This is a genomic window from uncultured Oxalicibacterium sp., from assembly GCF_913776015.1.
Classification (GTDB): Bacteria; Pseudomonadota; Gammaproteobacteria; order Burkholderiales; family Burkholderiaceae_D; genus Oxalicibacterium.
In genome coordinates, this window is record NZ_CAJYMD010000079.1 from 14,051 (window position 1) to 31,379 (window position 17,329).

16 protein-coding genes are annotated in these 17,329 nt (G+C 56.9%); 5 read left to right on the forward strand and 11 right to left on the reverse strand.

What is annotated here, in order from left to right:
• Positions 1-29: 29 nt before the first annotated feature.
• From QZ725_RS14420 to QZ725_RS14445, 6 genes are all read right to left on the reverse strand, one after another.
• Complete coding sequence (locus tag QZ725_RS14420) at positions 30-860, reverse strand: ATP-binding cassette domain-containing protein (RefSeq protein ID WP_293781120.1); 831 nt, start codon at positions 858-860, stop codon at positions 30-32.
• 11 nt (positions 861-871) lie between these two features.
• Positions 872-1,720, reverse strand: a complete 849-nt coding sequence (ssuC, locus tag QZ725_RS14425; RefSeq protein ID WP_293781123.1) for an aliphatic sulfonate ABC transporter permease SsuC — start codon at positions 1,718-1,720, stop codon at positions 872-874.
• 9 nt (positions 1,721-1,729) lie between these two features.
• The gene (gene ssuD / locus QZ725_RS14430; protein ID WP_293781126.1) at positions 1,730-2,884 is read right to left on the reverse strand and encodes an FMNH2-dependent alkanesulfonate monooxygenase; all 1,155 of its coding nucleotides are present in this window, start codon (positions 2,882-2,884) and stop codon (positions 1,730-1,732) included.
• A gap of 126 nt (positions 2,885-3,010) precedes the next feature.
• Entirely contained in the window at positions 3,011-3,991 is a 981-nt protein-coding gene (locus QZ725_RS14435) for a sulfonate ABC transporter substrate-binding protein (RefSeq protein ID WP_293781129.1), read from the reverse strand.
• Between the two features lie 165 nt (positions 3,992-4,156).
• On the reverse strand, positions 4,157-4,750 hold the full coding sequence (ssuE, locus tag QZ725_RS14440; protein ID WP_293781132.1) for an NADPH-dependent FMN reductase: 594 nt from the start codon (positions 4,748-4,750) through the stop codon (positions 4,157-4,159).
• Positions 4,751-4,779: 29 nt separating this feature from the next.
• Positions 4,780-5,784 (reverse strand): sulfate ABC transporter substrate-binding protein, encoded by a 1,005-nt coding sequence (locus tag QZ725_RS14445; RefSeq protein ID WP_293781135.1) that lies wholly within the window; start codon positions 5,782-5,784, stop codon positions 4,780-4,782.
• A gap of 269 nt (positions 5,785-6,053) precedes the next feature.
• On the opposite strand from QZ725_RS14445, the gene QZ725_RS14450 reads away from it, so the two are divergent.
• Together QZ725_RS14450 and QZ725_RS14455 are read left to right on the forward strand one after the other, a co-directional pair.
• On the forward strand, positions 6,054-7,103 hold the full coding sequence (locus tag QZ725_RS14450) for an NADP(H)-dependent aldo-keto reductase (RefSeq protein ID WP_293781138.1): 1,050 nt from the start codon (positions 6,054-6,056) through the stop codon (positions 7,101-7,103).
• A 146-nt stretch (positions 7,104-7,249) separates the two neighbouring features.
• Complete coding sequence (locus QZ725_RS14455; protein WP_293781141.1) at positions 7,250-7,807, forward strand: NAD(P)H-dependent oxidoreductase; 558 nt, start codon at positions 7,250-7,252, stop codon at positions 7,805-7,807.
• Between the two features lie 83 nt (positions 7,808-7,890).
• Here the strand turns inward: QZ725_RS14455 and QZ725_RS14460 are convergent, their stop codons facing one another.
• Entirely contained in the window at positions 7,891-8,298 is a 408-nt protein-coding gene (locus QZ725_RS14460) for a diacylglycerol kinase (RefSeq protein ID WP_293781144.1), read from the reverse strand.
• A gap of 211 nt (positions 8,299-8,509) precedes the next feature.
• On the opposite strand from QZ725_RS14460, the gene QZ725_RS14465 reads away from it, so the two are divergent.
• Positions 8,510-9,334, forward strand: coding sequence for an IclR family transcriptional regulator (locus QZ725_RS14465; RefSeq protein WP_293781147.1), 825 nt, complete (start codon positions 8,510-8,512; stop codon positions 9,332-9,334).
• Between the two features lie 41 nt (positions 9,335-9,375).
• Here QZ725_RS14465 and QZ725_RS14470 read toward each other — a convergent pair whose 3' ends face one another.
• Both QZ725_RS14470 and pbpG read right to left on the reverse strand, forming a co-directional pair.
• A complete protein-coding gene (locus QZ725_RS14470; RefSeq protein WP_293781161.1) occupies positions 9,376-10,071 on the reverse strand; it encodes a hypothetical protein in 696 nt (231 codons plus the stop codon).
• A 593-nt stretch (positions 10,072-10,664) separates the two neighbouring features.
• Complete coding sequence (gene pbpG, locus QZ725_RS14475; protein WP_293781150.1) at positions 10,665-11,888, reverse strand: D-alanyl-D-alanine endopeptidase; 1,224 nt, start codon at positions 11,886-11,888, stop codon at positions 10,665-10,667.
• Between the two features lie 352 nt (positions 11,889-12,240).
• On the opposite strand from pbpG, the gene QZ725_RS14480 reads away from it, so the two are divergent.
• A complete protein-coding gene (locus QZ725_RS14480; protein WP_293781153.1) occupies positions 12,241-14,025 on the forward strand; it encodes a monovalent cation:proton antiporter-2 (CPA2) family protein in 1,785 nt (594 codons plus the stop codon).
• Positions 14,026-14,184: 159 nt separating this feature from the next.
• On the opposite strand, the gene QZ725_RS14485 is transcribed toward QZ725_RS14480, so the two are convergent.
• Both QZ725_RS14485 and QZ725_RS14490 read right to left on the reverse strand, forming a co-directional pair.
• The gene (locus tag QZ725_RS14485; RefSeq protein ID WP_293781164.1) at positions 14,185-15,030 is read right to left on the reverse strand and encodes a DMT family transporter; all 846 of its coding nucleotides are present in this window, start codon (positions 15,028-15,030) and stop codon (positions 14,185-14,187) included.
• A 230-nt stretch (positions 15,031-15,260) separates the two neighbouring features.
• On the reverse strand, positions 15,261-16,925 hold the full coding sequence (locus tag QZ725_RS14490; protein ID WP_293781156.1) for an iron ABC transporter permease: 1,665 nt from the start codon (positions 16,923-16,925) through the stop codon (positions 15,261-15,263).
• A gap of 107 nt (positions 16,926-17,032) precedes the next feature.
• On the opposite strand from QZ725_RS14490, the gene QZ725_RS14495 reads away from it, so the two are divergent.
• The coding region (locus tag QZ725_RS14495) for an ATP-binding cassette domain-containing protein (RefSeq protein WP_293781158.1) at positions 17,033-17,329 on the forward strand (297 nt) is incomplete at its 3' end.

The window sequence follows — 17,329 nt, forward strand, 5'->3', positions numbered from 1 at the left end:
AAGTGGTTGATAAGTATTGAATGAATCGCCTAGACGGCCCAGGCGAATTGGTTCACAGATTTCAGTAGCGACACATCGCCCAGCACCGAGTCGAGATCCGTTGTCGATGCAGGTTGCTGCAATACACGCAACAAAATGCTTTCTTCAAGCCTGGCGAATGCGGCATTGCCGCGTGCACGCGGCCGTGCAAGATCGATGCGCTGATCGAGCGTGATACGACCGTCTTCGATCAGCACCACGCGGTCTGCCAGTGCAATCGCTTCCTGCACGTCATGCGTGACCAGTACGGCAGTGAAACCGCGCTCCTGCCATAGCGATTCGATCAGTTGCTGCATTTCGATACGCGTGAGGGCATCCAGCGCACCGAGCGGTTCGTCGAGCAACAGCAGTTCCGGGTTATGTACCAAGGCGCGCGCGAGTGCGACCCGCTGCCGCTGTCCGCCCGACAGGACTGCCGGCCATTCGCCGGCACGCTCTTCCAGCCCGACCTGCCGCAAGGCCACGCGTGCGGCTTGCTTGTCCTGCAAACCCAGCGCAACGTTGTCCAGCACACGCTTCCACGGCAGCAGGCGTGAGTCCTGGAACATGATGCGCGTCTCGGGTCGCTTGCCTGTATCGCCCAGATGCAGATGTCCGTGATCGGCCTCTTCCAGATCGGCAATCAGGCGCAGCAAGGTGCTCTTGCCACAACCGCTGCGCCCGACCACGGCGACGAATTCGCCCGGTGCGATATCCAGTTCGATCGCCTTCAGCACCTGTCGTCCATTGAAGGACTTGAACAGATCGTCGATCTTCACGCGTACGCCACGGCCAGCTACGTCGGCATTCGTAGCGGATACGCTTTTCAATTCATTCGACATGCATCCCTCCATCAATGGCGGTAACCTGGATGCCAGCACAACCAATAGCGTTCCAACAAGCGCGATACCACGTCAGCCAGCTTGCCCAGCAAGGCATAGAGCAGAATGCCGACCAACACCACATCCGTCTGCAAAAACTCGCGTGCATTCATCGTCATGTAGCCGATGCCCGATTGCGCCGAGATTGTTTCGGCAACGATGAGCAGTACCCACACCAGCCCCAGCGAAAAGCGCACACCGACCAGAATCGATGGCAATGCACCGGGCAGAATCACATCGCGATACAGTGGCCAGCCCGACAGACCGTAGCTGCGTGCCATCTCGATCAAGCCCTTGTCCACCGAGCGAATGCCGTGAAAGGTATTCAGATACACCGGAAAGAACACGCCGAGCGCGACGAGGAAAATCTTCGAAGTTTCCTCGATACCGAACCACAGGATCACCAACGGAATCAGCGCCAGCGCCGGGATGTTACGGATCATCTGCAAAGTCGTATCGAGCAGGGTTTCGGCGGTGCGAAACGTGCCGGTCAGCAAACCCAGTGCAAGACCCAGACCGCCACCGACCGCAAATGCCGTTACGGCACGGCCCAGGCTGACCTGCACGTGTCGCCACAACTCACCGGAAATGGCGAGTTCCCACGCCGCACGCGCCACCGCCCACGGTTCGGGCAGAATGCGGCTCGACAGCCAGCCAATCTGCGAGGCGAGCTGCCACACCGCGATCAGCAATACCGGTACGACCCACGGTGCCAGGCGCGACCAGACAGAAGCCTGCCAGGCCGATGCCTTTGCACCAGATTTCAATGGGCGTACCGGCGTGCCATCGGCAGCCGCTTCATTCGTCAATACAGCACTCATGCACGCTCCTCAGCTTTGCGACACCTTGGGCAGAATGTCGTTGGAAATGACTTCGCCGAACGGGCCGGTCAGCGTCGGTTCACCGCTGCGGTCCTTGCCCTTTCCGAGCAGAGGAAATACCAGTTCGGCGAAGCGATAGGATTCTTCGAGATGCGGATAACCGGACAGGATGAAGGTCTCGATGCCAAGATCGGCATACTCGCGCATGCGCGCCGCCACGGTTTCCGCATCGCCCACCAGTGCCGTGCCGGCACCACCACGCACCAGACCGACACCGGCCCACAGATTGGGCGACACTTCGAGCTTGTCCTTGCGGCCACCATGCAAGGCCGCCATGCGACGCTGCCCCTCGGAATCCATCTTGGCAAACGATGCCTGCGCGCGCGCGATCAGGTCGTCATCGACGTACTTGATCAACTCGTCGGCATCGCGCCACGCCTCTTCATTCGTATCGCGCACGATCACATGCAGGCGGATACCGAATTTGACGGTACGGCCATGCTTTGCGGCGCGCGCACGAATATCGGCAATCTTTTCGGCGACAGCCGCAGGCGGCTCGCCCCAGGTCAGATAGACATCGACCTGCTCGGCAGCCAGTTCATGCGCCGCTTCCGAAGAACCGCCGAAATACAGCGGCGGATATGGTTTCTGAACGGGCGGATACAGCGTCTTCGCACCCTTGACCTTGATGTGCTTGCCTTCGAAATCGAAGCCGGCATCGCCACCTTCTCCGGCCAGCGAAGCGCGCCAGACTTTCAGGAACTCATCCGAAATTTCGTAACGTTCCGCATGCGGTGCCCACAAGCCATCGGCTTCGAGTTCGGCCTGATCGCCACCGGTGACGACATTGATCAGCAAACGCCCTTTCGACAAGCGGTCGAATGTCGCGGCCATGCGAACTGCCTGGCCGGGTGTGCTGAGGCCCGGGCGCACGGCAACCAGAAACTTCAGTTTCCTTGTCGCGCCAATCAGGCTGGAGGCCGCTACCCATGCATCTTCGCAAGAACGCCCGGTCGGCAGCAGCACGCCGTCGTAACCCAGCGTATCGGCGGCTTCGGCAACCTGTTTCATGTAATCGAAATCGACCTGACGCGCCCCTTTGGAGGTGCCAAGGTAACGGCTGTCGCCGTGGGTGGGAATGAACCAGAATACGTTGAGACTCATTTTTTCTTCTTTCCTCTTTCTAGCGCTGGGTTATCTGTACGGTGCAGATGACCGGAGCCTGCGAGCGTGACCGACAATTCGGCGACAACATGCAGCAACGCTTATCCATCACATGCCGGGGTGACATCAAGGCCGCGCAACCAGCACGGCATCCCTGACGCGTATCGGCTTGGGAATCAGCTTCAGTTGCGCGAACGCATCGGCAATCTTCTGCTGTTCAGCCAGTACCTGTTCGGAAATCGGCTTGACGCCGTAGGCATAACGCTTGGCGGCCAATTCCACCGTCGCTTGATCAAGACCTGTCTGCTCGGCCAGCACGGTGGCGATTTCCTTGAGATTCTTCGCCCCCCATTGATCGACCTTGTCGAGCTCCTCGAGCAAAATCGCAATCAGGCGCGGATGTTTTTGTGCATAGCTGCGCGAGGCAAGGAAGAACTGGTGGTTGGCAACCAGACCGGTGCCGTCTTCCAGCACGCGTGCACCGATCTGCTTTTCGGCTGCGGCGAGGAATGGATCCCAGATCACCCAGGCATCCAGGCTGCCGCGCTCGAATGCAGCACGCGCATCGGCCGGTGCAAGAAACACGGTCTGCACATCGGCGTAGGCAAGCCCGGCGCGTTCCAGCGCCTTGACCCACAGGTAATGCACGTTGGAACCACGATTGAGCGCCACCCGCTTGCCCTTGAGTTCCGCCACGCTTTTGATCGGCGAATTCTTTGGAACGATGATGGCTTCGCTGGCCGGTGCCGGTGGCTCGTTGCCCACATACACCAGATCCGCGCCGGCAGCTTGTGCAAAGATCGGTGGCGCTTCCCCGGCCGTACCGAAATCGATGCTGCCGACATTCAAGCCTTCGAGTAGTGCCGGGCCGGCAGCAAACTCGGTCCATTTGAGTTCCACACCTTCGGCAGCCAGGCGTTTTTCCAGCGTACCGCGACCTTTCAGGATGACCAGCGTGCCGTATTTCTGGTAGCCAATACGCAGCACGCTCTTGCTCTGCGCGCCCGCCACAAAGGGCAAACCGCTCGTAGCAGCACCGACGAGCGCGGCCGACAGATAGGACAAGGTGCGACGTCTTGCCTGACGTTTTACATCGTGATTCGACATGACGCATTCTCCCGTTCAGAAATTTCAGGAAAAGCGATCCCCTCGGCATGTACATGCCGTTTTTTCAGGAATCGTGTGATTAACTAAATTCGTTAAGCCAGACGAGTAATCGACACCGATCCGTCGCAAGCGACGATGATGTTGAGCTCGCTGACAACATGCCTGCTAGACACTACAGCGCACCGCAGAAAACGGAATCGGATCGAAGGCGTTTGCCGCCGCCACTTCGCGAATCGCCGTCAGGCTGGCAGACAAGGTTTCGATACCATCGCTGACGCGTTTTTCGATAGCCGGATCGATGGTCAATCCCGTCTCGGCCGACCAGCCGATCTGCTGTTCGGTGGCGTAGATGCTGGGCAAGACATGCCGTGCATCAAGCGCCGATAGGACCGGCCGCAAGCCGTAATCGAGTGCCAGCATGTGCGACTGGCTGCCACCGGTCGCAATCGGCAAGACCAGCTTGCCCTTCAAGCCATCCTGCGGCAGCAGATCGAGAAATGCCTTGAGCAAGCCGCTGTAGGCTGCCTTGTAAACCGGCGTGGCAATAACGACGGCATCTGCTTCGGCTACCTGATCCCGTGCCGCTTTCAGCACGGGGTCGGCAAAGTCGGCATGTACGAGCGCCTGTGCCGGCAATTCCCTCACATGCAGCTTCACATAACGGTGACCAAGCAGCGCCAGTCGTTCGCCAACATGATGCAACAGGCGGGTGGAACGCGATGGGGTGGACGGACTACCCGCCAGCAACAGGATGTTCATTTCACGCTTTCAACTTCACTGGATTCAACTTACTTTTTACCCGGCTGATAGATCTTGTCGAAGATGCCGCCATCGGCAAAATGATCTTTCTGTGCCTTGGTCCAGCCACCGACATCCGCAATCGTGTACAGCTTGATTTTCGGGAATTGCGAAGCGTACTTGGCAGCAATTTTCGGATCGATCGGACGGTAGTAATTCTGCGCTGCCAATTCCTGACCTTCGGTCGAGTACAAGTACTGCAGATAGGCTTCGGCTACCTGACGCGTGCCGCGACGGTCAACAGTCTTGTCGACTACGGCAACTGGCGGCTCGGCCAGAATGCTCACGCTTGGCGCCACGATTTCAACCTTGTCCGGGCCGAGTTCCTTGATGGCCAGGATGGCTTCGTTTTCCCAAGCCAGCAGCACGTCGCCAATGCCGCGCTCAACGAAGGTGGTGGTCGCGCCACGTGCACCCGAATCCAGCACCGGCACATTCTTGTAGAGCTTGCCGATGAAATCCGACGCCGATGCTTCCGTACCGCCCGGTTGTTTCAGCGCATAGAGCCAGGCGGCCAGATGGTTCCAGCGTGCGCCACCCGAAGTTTTCGGATTCGGCGTGATCACGGCAACGCCCGGCTTGACCAGATCGTTCCAGTCCTTGATGCCTTTCGGATTGCCCTTGCGCACCAGGAACACGATGGTCGAGGTGTAAGGTGAACTGTTATGCGGCAGACGTTTCTGCCAATCCTTTGCCAGCAAACCCTTGTCGGCAATCGCGTCGATGTCATAGGCCAGTGCCAGCGTCACCACATCGGCTTCGAGGCCGTCGATCACCGAACGACCCTGCTTACCGGAACCGCCATGCGAAGTACGAATCTTGAGATCGTCACCGGTCTTGGTTTTCCATTCCTTGGCAAAGGCCTTGTTGAATTCCTGATACAGCTCGCGCGTCGGGTCGTACGACACGTTCAGCAACGAGATTTCCTTCGCATTCACGACAGGCGCGACCAATGCAAGCGCCAGTGCGCTGACTACCAATTTCTTGAGCAACATGTTTTCCCCTGAGCAGTTTTAAGCAAATGCAAACCCGGTGGTTTGGTGGAATGAAGATTACGGGGATGCAAAAAAAACCGGAACGAATTGTTTCGCGGTTGCTTATGCGATTTACGCATAACGCAGGCAAACCAAGGCGCAAATTGCCAACTACTTGATTCGCGCATATCGATATAGCGAAGATGTCTGCTAACGCACTGGCCGGGCATCGCCTGCAGGTCGCGGCGATTGTTGCTAGACTCGATTGCTCGCGAATCAAGGAGCACTGCATGAACCAACATCGACTCGGCCGCACCGACCTGCACGTCAGCGCAATTGCACTCGGCACCATGACCTGGGGTGAGCAGAATTCTGAAGCCGATGCGCATGCGCAACTCGATCTTGCGCTTGATGCAGGCGTCAATCTGGTGGATGCGGCAGAAATGTATCCCGTGCCACCCAAGGCAGAAACACAAGGCCTGACCGAACGCTATCTGGGTAGCTGGTTGAAGAAAAGCGGCAAGCGCGATCGCATCGTACTTGCCACCAAGGCGACGGGACCGTCGCGCATGGCGCACAATCCACAGCACATTCGCAATGGCTACAACCGGCTTGATCGACGTGGCCTGACGGAAGCACTCGATGGCAGCCTGCAACGTCTGCAAACCGATCACATCGATCTGTACCAGTTGCACTGGCCCGATCGCAGCGTCAACATCTTCGGTACGCGCGAGTATGTACATCACGCTGAAGAAGAAACCACACCGATTGAAGAAACGCTGAGCATCCTTGCCGAATTCGTACAGGCAGGCAAGATCCGTTATGTCGGCGTGTCGAACGAAACGCCGTGGGGCGTTGCGCAATTTCTGCGCGCGGCAGAACAATTGAAGCTGCCGCGCATCGTCAGCATCCAGAATCCGTACAACCTGCTGAACCGCAGTTTTGAACTCGGTCTTTCCGAATTCAGCCATCGTGAACAAGTCGGTCTGCTGGCTTACTCGCCACTGGCCTTCGGCACACTGTCAGGCAAATACCTGAACGATGTCCATCCCGCAGATGGTCGGCTGACCTTGTTCAGCCGTTTTGTGCGCTACACAGGACCGCATGCGCAAACCGCGATCGCCGCCTATGTCGCTCTTGCACGTGAACATGGGCTCGACCCTGCGCAGATGGCGCTCGCTTATGTGAATTCACGCCCTTTCGTGACCAGCAACATCATCGGTGCAACGACGCTCGATCAATTGCGCAGCAATCTGGCGAGTATCCAACTTACCTTGAGCGATGAGGTCCTCGCCGGCATCGAAGCGATTCACGCACGCCACCCGAATCCGGCCCCCTGACACGGCGGTTACGAAACGAAAAACTATCTGGTAATGTCTGAACCGACAGCCATCGCCCGATTCCGGCGATGCATCGCAGAACGATTTGTTTCATCCTGCTTCTGCTTTGATCATCCTGTTCCATCGACATTTTTAAGGACAACAACATGAGCACAACCCGTAATGTCGCCGTCATCGTCGGCAGCCTGCGCAAGGAATCCTTCAACCTGAAGGTGGCCAAGGCGATGGCCGCTTTTGCACCGGCTTCGCTGAAGCTCAATATCATCGACATCGCCGACCTGCCGCATTTCAGCCAGGACTGGGAAGCCAACCCGCCACAAAGCGTGGTGGATTTCCGCAACAAGATCGGCGAGAACGATGCCGTGCTGTTTGTCACGCCGGAATACAACCGCTCGATTCCAGGCGTACTGAAAAATGCCGTCGATATCGCCTCGCGTCCGTATGCGCAAGGCATTCTGATGGGTATGCCGGGTGCGGTTATCAGCGCATCGATTGGTGCCACTGGCGGTTTCGGTGCCAACCACCATCTGCGTCAGGTACTTGTGAACGTGAACATGCCAATCCTGCCGCAGCCCGAAGTCTATCTGGGCCAAGTGGATAAGCTGCTCAACGACAAGGGCGAACTCGATGAACGTACGCAGAAATTTCTTGAAAAGTTTCTGGCCTCCTTCGAACAATGGATCACGCGCAACACTAAGGCCTGATGCCGAAGCAAAGTCAGCACGCAAACAAAAAGCCGAAGCAATGCTTCGGCTTTTTTCATGGCATACGGAAATCGTCGATCAATTCACGAAAAGACCAGCGGCCACAGGATCACCAGCCACGTCGCCCCCGCCAACAACAAGGTCAGCAGAACCGCAGCACTACCGAAATCCTTGGCATTCTTGGACAAGGGATTACGCTCCAGCGACACACGATCGACCACCGCCTCGATCGCGGAATTGATGAGTTCCACGATCAGTACCAGCACAAAGACGCCGATCAACAGCAGGCGCTCCCACGGTGCCACCGGCACCAGAAACGCAACGATGACGGCTGCTGCCACCAACATCACCTCCTGACGAAAAGCATGCTCGCCACGCCAGGCGGTCTTGAAACCTTCTATGGAATAGCCGAACGCAGACAGAATGCGACGCAGGCCGCTCTTGCTCTTGAATTCGCTGATGGGTTGCGGAAGGGAAGGATCGGGCTTCATCACTCTCTGAAATGGAATGCCCGCAGGCAGTGAAAAACATTATCCGGGCAGAAGTTCATGGGCACAAGTCCGCCACAGCGACGACAATATGTCATCGACGATGTGAACGTGACGTCAAAACGCTCGCTGACAGCGTACTGTCAGACAAGTGTTCTATCCTCACCTTTTCACAATGTGATATAACAGCGCCTCTGCATTGCCGAATCCATCCATGTCCACTTCCCCTGCAGACCAAGACAAGACATCCATTCAGGTCATTGAACGCATGATGTCCCTGCTCGACGCACTGGCCGACCAACCCGATCCAGTCAGCCTCAAGGAACTGGCCGCGACAACGGGCCTGCATCCGTCCACTGCGCATCGCATTCTCAACGATCTTGTGCTCAAGCGCTTCGTCGACCGTTCCGATCCGGGCACGTACCGGCTCGGGATGCGTTTGCTGGAACTGGGCAACGTCGTCAAGAGTCGCCTGAATGTACGTGATGCCGCGCTCGATCTGATGCGTGAACTGCATCGCAAAACCGATCAGGCGGTCAGCCTATCGGTACGACAGAACGATGAAATCATTTACGTCGAGCGCGCCTTCTCGGAACGTTCGGGCATGCAGGTCGTGCGGGCCGTCGGCGGCCATGCACCGCTGCACCTGACGTCGACCGGCAAGCTGTTTCTGTCGGTCGATGAGCCGAAATCGGTACGCGACTATGCCGCACGCACCGGATTGAGCGGACACAATCGCAATTCGATTACCGAACTGGATCGTCTCGAAGCAGAACTGGAACGCGTGCGCCTGCTCGGCTATGCACGCGACAATGAAGAACTCGAACTCGGCGTGCGCTGCATGGCTGCAGGCATCCACGATGACAGCGGCAAGCTGATTGCAGGGCTATCGATTTCGGCGCCAGCCGATCGGCTTGATGATGCATGGCTTGCCTACCTGACGGAAACCGCACAAAAGATTTCCGCCTCGCTCGGCTACAACAGAATCAACAGCGCAGGCAACAAGCCCGGCGCTGCGTCCACGACCCGCTCTGCCTGAACATCCAGCTCATCTCTTCTTAGCAGTTGATAACGCGCTGATCAAGGCAGGAAAGGCAGCGACAACAAACGCAGGCCGATCGAGAACCAGCGTTCCTGCGTATCGCTACCAAGGCGATTGCCGTAGGTCGTATCGATCTGTATGCGATCCTGTACCAGCCAGTGGCGCACACCAACCTGATAAAACGGACGGCCGCTCTGCTGGCTGAAGGTTTCTCCGATCAGCCATGTCGAAGACGTCAGTTGCCACTCGCTGCCCACGCCCCAGGTTGCACGTTGCCTTCCCGTTTCGCCATCACGTGACCAGCCCACGTTGGCATGCAGGAAGGCACGATCATCGCGCAGGGAAAACGTCGCCGGCAGATAGGCGTAATAATCGTTGGCAATGCGCGGTTGTGTGCTGCCATCATGTCGCATGCCGCCTACCGCCAGTCCCCATGACCAGCCATTCGTTTCGAGCTGGCGAAACAAGGTCTTGCCCTGAAAAACCGTTGCCGTAGTGCTGATGCCATCCGGCACGCGCGTACGGCTTGCACCCAACGCCAATTCGAGATTGCCGCTGAAATTGCAAGCCGGCAGCGCCCAGTATTCGTCGCTACCGCGGTTATGCCGTGCCCAGCTTTCGAGCTGACAAGCCTTGGCATCGACGATGCGTGCATCGTCGGTAATCATCGGCCGCGCGGCCTGGACCGAACCCGTTGTCAGCGACAGTACGAGAGAAAGAATCAGCCCAAGCAGCGGGCCGGGGAAAAACGGAAACGTCCGCAGAACGCCGAAGCAAGGCAGGGAGAAAAAACGAAAGATGATCACATCATGCTCCTCTTGGTTGGGGCAAAGATCTGGATGAATACAGTTCGCAGTCGTCTAATCGGTACCCTGACTGCTGCACAGGACGAACAACATCGTACCGGCGCGCAGCCAAGGCATTGATCAGTAGAGTGTGTAAGAAGAAGGCTGGGAAACAGACAGAACGCCTGCTGACCGATGCCGCCTCTCGCCCGGACGAGAAACGGCAGGAAAATCCGCGCGTTATCTCGCCATTAAGATGCCAGTCTGTTCGACCGGCTGACTACTATGACTAGAACAAGTGTCCACGCAGGACCTCCGCAGTTGAATGAATGGGCGCGATTGTACGCATGCCGAAAAGGATTTCAAACGCTTTCGCGTAAAAATTTTCTCCGCCGTATGATTTTGTCCACGCCTTGCCAGCAGTCATGAACGCGTCACGAAAACTTGCCATACATAACAGGAACCCTATGGCAAGAAGACCTGCTTGAAATGACAAGGCCGCCCATCAGGCGGCCTTTGTATTGCGACGAGCGAGCAGCTCATCAACTTTCGATGGCGCGTACCTTGCGGCTGGCATTCTGTGGTTGCGTTTCCTCGATCCACTTGCGAATACGCTGGGCATCGCCGAGTCGCGAATACTTGCCCTTGGAGTCGAGGAAGATCATCACAATCGGACGACCATTGATATGTGCCTGCATCACGAGGCAGCGCCCCGCTTCGGAAATGTAACCGGTCTTTTGCAAACCAATTTCCCAATCCGGATTGTTGACGAGACGATTGGAGTTCGCATACTGCAGCGAATGGCCACCTGGCTCGACCACGTACTTGGTATCGGTCGAATACTGGCACAGCACCGGATGGCGCGATGCCGCCGTTACCAGCTTCGCCAGATCGCGTGCCGTCGCGACGTTCTGACTCGACAAACCAGTCGAATCGACATAATGCGTACCCGTCATGCCAAGTTCACGCGCCTTGGCATTCATCGCCACGACAAATGCCGGCAAACCGCCCGGATAGTGACGACCAAGTGCCGATGCGGCACGATTCTCCGAACTCATGAGTGCGATATGCAGCATGTTGGCACGCGACAGACGCGAACCGACACGCAGACGCGAAGAACTGTTCTTTTCGCGATCGATATCGTCGTTGGTCACTTCGAGAATCTCGTTCATGTCTTGACGCGACTCCACCACGACCAACGCCGTCATCAACTTGGTGATCGACGCGATCGGCAAAGTCACATTGGCATTCTTCTCGAACAGGACCGTGGCATTCGACTGATCCAGCACCAGTGCCACGTTCGATGCCAGCGCCAGCGGATCGCGGGTCATGTTGAGACCGGCCAGATCGCCTGCCGTGACGACGGGCGGCACGACTGGCAACACCGGCTTGGCGACGCGCTCATAAACGGTCTTGCGCTTGCCGTTGACGACTACCGATTTCTTGACCAGATTTTCCTTGTTGTTGAGCGATGCGCTTTGGCGCGAAGACGCTTTGCTATTGCGTGCCGTGCTCTTTTGCGCCTTGCTCGACGACTTTCCTGCGGCGGCAGTCTTGTTTGCGGTGGCCTTGCCGGCAGATGCGCGGCTTGCGGTTTTAGGTGCAGCTTTCGCGCTGCCGGCATTGGCTGACGTGGTTTTCTTGGCAGTCGTCTTGCTCGCCGTCGTCTGCTTTTTCGCCGACGTATTTTTCGTGTCCTTAGCCTGCACCAAAGGGCTGAACACAATCATCAACGAAAAAAACACGCCTAGCGCGGACCTGAGCATCTGCGACTCCCAAATTTTGAGACCTGAAAATTGCTTGCAGTTTAGCAAACTCGAAAAAATACGCAAGAAAATTAACTAGTTAGCGCCAGTCATTAAACTATTTTCTAACTGACAATATGCGGTTTCTCACTTATTCACGGATCAAATATCCACAAGCAGAAAATAAGCCGTACATCCATCAAATATTTCAAGGAAGAAATAAAGTATCGGTATGGTCGGGGTTGGTTGACTTAGTTGCGATCTGCAATGCCATAGTCGCTTTAACAAAAAAATTCTTCTCCAATCTCCCTGTCATTGTTCTCTATACAATTGCATCCGCATCGGGCACCAAGGCCTAACCAAGGGGAACATCATGGCAATCGATGGAAGCGGTAGTCAATTGGTAGGGATCGTCACTCTGTTAGGCGCTGCCGTCCTAGGCGTACCGCTTTTCAAGCGTATTGGCCTTGGCTCTGTGCTTGGTTATCTGGCTGCCGGCCTGGCGATTGGCCCATCGGGTCTCGGCCTGATGTCCGATGCTCAAACCATCATTCACATCGCAGAGCTTGGGGTCGTGATGTTCTTGTTCATCATCGGACTGGAAATGAAACCCTCCCACCTGTGGAGTCTGCGCGGCCAAATTTTCGGTTTGGGAAGCATGCAAGTTGTGTTGAGCTCGTTGCTTCTCACCTTCGTCGGTATGAGCTTCGGCTACTCGTGGCAAGTGTCGTTTATCAGCGGTGCAGGATTTGTACTGACGTCGACTGCCATCGTCATGCAGGTCCTCAGTGAACGCGGTGATATTCAAACCCCGAAAGGGCAACGAATCGTTTCCATCTTGTTGTTCGAAGATCTGCTGATCGTTCCTCTGCTTGCAATTGTCGCCTTCCTTGCGCCCGGCGAGATTACCCAGGACCATGATGTGTCTCTTTGGGAAAAAGCAGGTCTTGCTACCCTATCATTGGCCGCGCTGATCTGCGCCGGCATCTGGCTGTTAAATCCCTTGTTTCGTGTTCTGGCAAAAGCCAAAGCACGCGAAGTGATGACTGCAGCAGCTTTGCTGGTTGTACTAGGGTCTGCGCTTCTGATGGAGCTGGGTGGCCTGTCGATGGCAATGGGCGCATTTCTGGCCGGGGTCTTGCTCTCGGAATCGACTTTCCGTCATCAACTCGAAGCGGACATTGAGCCGTTTCGAGGTCTGCTTTTAGGACTTTTCTTCCTTGGCGTCGGCATGGCCTTGAATCTCGATGTCGTTGCACACAACTGGCAACTCGTGATCGCTGGTGTGCTGGCACTGATGAGCACAAAAGCGCTTTGCATTTACTGCGTGGCACGGCTGGCAAAAAGCAGTCATGCAGAAGCAACCGACCGGGCCATCCTCATGGCGCAGGGTGGCGAGTTTGCTTTTGTGCTCTTTACGGAAGCGCTGAAGCTGAACGTCATTACGTCGGAAATCAATGCAAGCATCACCGCCATTGTCGTACTCTCAATGGCATTCACACCAATGGTCGTCGTTCTCTACAAACGGTTTGGCGGTCAGCAGACGGCTTCACTGGACGGTGTGGAAGAGCCGAGAGATGTTCAGGCCACGGTTCTCATCATCGGCTTTGGTCGCGTCGGTCAGATTGCGAGCCAAGGCCCCCTGGCCAAGGGCGCAAAACTGTCGATCATCGATAGCGACCCGGATGTCATTCGGGCTGCTGAACCGTATGGCTTCAAGGTGTTCTATGGTGATGGCGCACGCGCAGATATTCTTCATGCGGCAGGCGCGCGCCAGGCATCCGTTATCCTGGTGTGCATCGATGACAAGAATGCTGTCACGCGTATTGTAGAAACAGCGCATCATGAGTGCCCCAATACCAAACTCGTGGTCCGTGCCTTCGACCGAGAACATGCCCTCGCGTTAGTCAAGCACGATGCAAACTTCGTCGTGCGCGAAACGTTTGAATCATCGTTGCAGATGGCAAAACAGGCGGTGATCCTACTAGGTTCAGAAGAACAGGAAGCCGAAGAGTTGATCGCGGAAGTGCGCAATAGAGATGCCGAGCGATTCGCACTGGAAACGACAGGCGGCCTGTTTGCCGGCCGCGCCCTTGTTCTGGGAAATATTGAATATATTCCTCCGCCTCGGCACGATGAAGGCAAGGCTGCCGACTGACGTTTGCGTTACAAAGGGATTCCACACAACAAGAGCACTTCCCTGAGCGCTCAGGCTTACCGTTTGCTACCTTGCCACTCACACCGATAGGGCAAATGATCGTTAGCGCCAAGCGAAAAAAACAGTCATGTCCGCTTGCACGATGCGCTCGTCCGTAAATTACTTCCGCACCACGAATGCCACGCCCGCCACGGCAAGCACCATGCCGACTGCACCAACCAGGCTGAAGGTTTCGCCGAACATGAGCCACGCCATGATGGCCGTGGTTGGTGGCGTTAGGTAAAGCAGACTGGTGACCTTGGTCGCCGCACTGCGTCTGATCAAGGCAAACAGCAGGAAGATCGCGCCAATCGACAGCGCCAGCACCGACCACATCCAGGCGCCGAAAAATTGCGGCGTCCACTGTACGGCGGCAAACGACGGGGTCAAGTCTTCCAGCCACCAGGCGAGCGGCAACACGACCAGCAGCGAGGCAACGAACTGGATCAAGGTTCCCGAACGCAGATCGAACTGCGGGCAGTAATGCTTCTGATACAAGGTGCCGATCGTGATCGAGAACAAGGCCAGCACCGACCACGCGATGCTTTCGAAAGTCAGGCCGATCAGCGAAATCTTGTTTGCAACCACCAGTGCCACGCCGGACAAACCCAACACCAGCCCCAGCCATTGCTGACCACGCACACGTTCACCAACCAGCGGCGCGGCGAAGGCCGTCAGCACGGGTTGCATCCCAACGATGAGCGCCGACAATCCTGCCGGCATGCCCAACTTGATGGCGCACCACACCCCCGCAAGATAGCCGGCCTGCACCAGAATGCCGGCCACGGCGATATGCAGGGTCAGCCCGTGCGGCCAAGGTGCGCGCATGAGCCACACCAGCGGCAATAGCAGCACGATCACACCGAGAAAGCGCAGGGAGAGGAAGGTCAACGGTGGCGCATAAGGCAATCCGTACTTGGCAGCGATGAAGCCCGTACTCCATAGCAGCACGAAGAAAACCGGCATGGTCGCCGCCAGCCATGCCGCCTGACCGCCCGCGGCAGTGCTTTGGGTAGAAGTGGCTGGCGTGGAATGTCGGGAAGGCTTGCGCATACAAAACAACAGGAAAAGCAGGGAAAAGCAGCAGTATGCCCTCAATCAGTGCAACGCATCCTTGCGTAATTTTCATGTAGCAGTCGTTTTGCATAGCGAGCACACCTGCCACACTCGCGGTGCCTACGAGTACAAAAAGCGCATTAACCGCGTGACGGCTTGGCAATTGCCCGCGCCAGAACCATCACCGGCACGATGGCGATCAGCACGATGGTGAAAGCCGGCAAGGCCGCTTCACCCAGCCGTTCATCCGAGGCGAGCTGATGCGTGATGACGGCCAGCGTATCGAAATTGAAGGGCCGAATCGTCAGCGTGGCCGGCAATTCCTTGACGACATCGACGAACACCAGCAAACCGGCCGTCAGCAAACTGCGCCACAACAACGGCGCATGCACACGCAACAACATGGAAGCAAGTCCGTGCCCGAGACTGCGCGCGCTCGCATCCATCGCTGGCGTGATCTTGACAAGGCCAGCCTGCACGCTTTGCAGAGAAACCGCCAGAAAACGCACGAGGTAGGCGTAGATCAAGGCAATCACACTGCCACTCAGTACGAGCGTCACGCCATGTTCGCTGCTCCACTGATCCATTCGCACGATGGGAATCAGGATGCCGACGGCAATCACCGCGCCCGGAATCGCGTAGCCCATACCGACGATACGATTGCAGATGCGCTGCAATCGTCCACCCGACGTGCGTGCCGCATACGCAATCAGCACGCAAATCGCCACTGCCAGCAAGGCAGTCACACCGCCCAGCAACACGGTATTGCGCAACCAGTCCAGATAGCGTGCAGAAATCACCAGCGTTTCGGCATTCAGCAACAACTGCACGAGAATCAGCAAGGGCACGACAAAACCCAGCAGGATAGGTAGCGCGCAGAACACGAACGCTCCCCACGCATGACGACCGCCGAGTACGGTGCGTTGTTGCGCTACGGCGCGAGCGCCGACGGCGTAATAGCGCGCACGACCGCGACTTTTCTGTTCGAGAAACATCAACAGCATGACGGTAAGCAGCAGAACGCCAGCGATCTGCGCGGCTGCGGCACGATCCGAAAAGATGTACCAGGATTTGTAGATGCCCGTGGTCAGCGTCTGCACGCCGAAATAAGCCACAGCACCGTAATCCGCCAATGTTTCCATCAGCGCCAACGCGACCCCTGCCGCCGCCGCAGGCCGGGCCATCGGCAAACTCACCTGGAAAAACGCGCGCCACGGTCCCGAGCCGAGCGTGCGCGCTGCATCCCACATGCGCGGGCTGCGTTCAAGAAATGCATTGCGTACGATCAGATAAACATAGGGGTAGAGAATCAGGCCGAACAGCAGGCCAGCACCCGTTACGGAACGTACTTCAGGAAACCAGTAGCTGCGTCCCTGCCAGCCAAACAACGCACGCAAGCCGCTCTGCACCGGCCCGGTGAATTGCAGAAAATCGGTATAGGCGTAGGCGACCACATAGGCTGGCATGGCGAGCGGCAGAATCAATGCCCATTCGAAGATGCGACGTCCCGGAAACTCAAAGACCGCCACCAGCCACGCGCAACCGATGCCAATGACGGCCGTCAGCAGCGTGACAATCAGGCCAATCACAATGCTGTTGCGAATGTATTCGGGCAAGACGGTTTGCCACAGATGCGCGAATGTTTGCGCATCGGCATCGCCCGCCACAAAGAGATTCGACAGCACGCCCGCAATCGGCAACGCCACCAAGGCTGCAATCAGCAATGAAACCAGCAGCAAAGGATGCAAGCCGCCTTGCTGTCTGGTGAAACGCGGCAAAGCCAATGGAGGAAGGTGCTCGGACATGAAAAGAGGAGGCGAATGCAACAAGGCGTGAGGCAAGCTGAATGAAAATTATAATCAATTTGCCAGCACATTTACTCGTATACTTGGCGCATTCATTCGGAGCCAGCATGTCCGTCGTCACTTCTGCCCTTGCCTCGCCCCATCTTCACGTCGATGCGATTCGCGTCGGCTACCGCAGCAATCATGCCTTGCATGAAATCGTGCATGGACTGTCGTTTTCGCTGTCGCGCGGTGAAATCGGTTGTCTGCTCGGTCAATCCGGATGCGGCAAGACCACCGTGTTGCGAGCCATTGCCGGTTTCGAATCGCTGCTAGCCGGACGTATCGTGCTGGGCGGACGTGAGCTGAGTAATGCGCAACGCACGGCAGCGCCTGAAACGCGGCAAGTCGGCGTGGTGTTTCAG